Below are 1,553 nucleotides of genomic sequence, written 5' to 3'. Positions count from 1 at the left end.
TCTTTTAATTGTTGTAGTTTCATAGGAAATCCCTCCAAGGTCAAATGGTTGAGTAGCGTGCTAGTTGTTGTTCGAAGCGTAGAATCTCATCGTCCGTGATGATCGTTTCCGACATGTCACCGTAGCGGATATTCCGATACAACTGAAAATCGACAGGGACCTCAATCCGACGTAACCAGTCTTCAAGCGTTTCGTTCGGACGACGTTGCTGACTGCGCGGTAAGTGTTGCTCAAAACGGATGACGAGATCACGGACACGTGAAGACGAATACGATGCATACAGATAAGATGATTTTCTTAAAGAAGCAGGATGAAAGATTGATTGAGCGAATGGAACGTCATCCGTTACGTCTCCTGTAGACCTGCGCCGTTTTTTCACGCGACGCGACTGAACGAGTTTCCAGACCATGAAACTAAATAAGCTGATTAAAATGACATATTGTAGATAAGAAAAGGGAGAGTCAGAGGCATCCGCTTTAAGGGATTTCCAGAGCTCTTTCGGACCAGGTCGTGGATCGATCGGTTCAAAAGGCATCTTGCCTTTTGTGTTAGTAGGTGAGTGACCGTTTTTAAAACTAATTTCGCCATTCGCTTCAGTTTCTGCAATCGAAGGCTTTTTAAAAGGATCCGGCATGATGTAATGCGTGTAAATATACGTCGCGGTAGTTTGAAACAAGAACAGACCAATCAAAATGACACCGAGCGACATGATAAAGCGTTGCCGTAACACAAGCGATCCTCCTTCCTGTTTTTAAGGAAAAAATATCCATATGTACTTAGGAAGATTTTAGCATACACGCTTAACAAATAAAAACAATTTTCTGAAAATAAAGACAAGGTGAGACGATTCACTTTCAAGTGGTAAGGGTATGATGGAATCAGTGGATCTTGAAAGAGAAAGGATGTTTTGTATGAAACTGATTATTTTTGGAGCGACGGGTCAAACGGGGCAAGAACTGGTCAAGCAGGCGATTGATCACGGCCATGAGGTCACGGCATTCGTCCGTAGTCCGGAAAAACTGACACTACGTGACGAAAGGTTACATGTCGTTAAGGGCGACGTGCTCGATCAAGAAGCGGTGACGGCTGCAATTGCCGGGCAAGAGGCTGTCCTGACAGCACTCGGTACGGAGAGTCTTGCTTACAGTGGCTTTTTAGAACGAAGTCTCGTTCGAATCGTGACAGCGATGAAAAAACAAGGAGTAGAGCGGATTGGTTATGTCGCCTCTGCCGGTGTCGATGATGAGTTGCCTGGCGTGCAAGGGATGCTTGCCCAACGCATTCTGAAGAACCCATTAAAAGATCACCGTCAAGCGATTGCACTCCTGCAACAGGCGGATCTTGACTATACGGTAGCACGACCACTTCGCTTACTGAACGGTCCGTTGACGGGACTTTATCGTCAAGCGGATACAGGTGTACCGGAAGATGCGAAACAAATCAATCGTGCAGACGTGGCGCATTTCCTCTTACAGGCGATCGAAACAGAAGATCACATCAAGTCGAGTGTCGGTCTCGCTGAATGATGAAGAAGGGGCTGACTCAAAAGTCAG

General features: G+C 46.0%; 2 protein-coding genes. One reads left to right on the top strand and one right to left on the bottom strand.

Annotated elements, in window-relative coordinates; genetic code table 11:
* Positions 1-40 precede the first annotated feature (40 nt).
* Positions 41-730 (bottom strand): hypothetical protein, encoded by a 690-nt coding sequence (locus B3M90_RS06510; protein ID WP_290755713.1) that lies wholly within the window; start codon positions 728-730, stop codon positions 41-43.
* 181 nt (positions 731-911) lie between these two features.
* On the opposite strand from B3M90_RS06510, the gene B3M90_RS06505 reads away from it, so the two are divergent.
* Positions 912-1,526, top strand: coding sequence for an NAD(P)-dependent oxidoreductase (locus B3M90_RS06505; RefSeq protein WP_290783089.1), 615 nt, complete (start codon positions 912-914; stop codon positions 1,524-1,526).
* Positions 1,527-1,553: the final 27 nt, after the last annotated feature.

Source organism: Exiguobacterium sp. UBA6309 (assembly GCF_002439205.1).
GTDB lineage: Bacteria > Bacillota > Bacilli > Exiguobacteriales > Exiguobacteriaceae > Exiguobacterium_A.
The sequence above is the reverse complement of the archived record's forward strand: the minus strand, read 5'-3'. Positions and strand labels throughout refer to the sequence as shown.

Coding starts and splice junctions, on each gene's coding strand:
- B3M90_RS06505 (WP_290783089.1), top strand. CDS start 912: ATGAAACTGATTATTTTTGGAGCGACGGGTCAAACGGGGCAAGAACTG.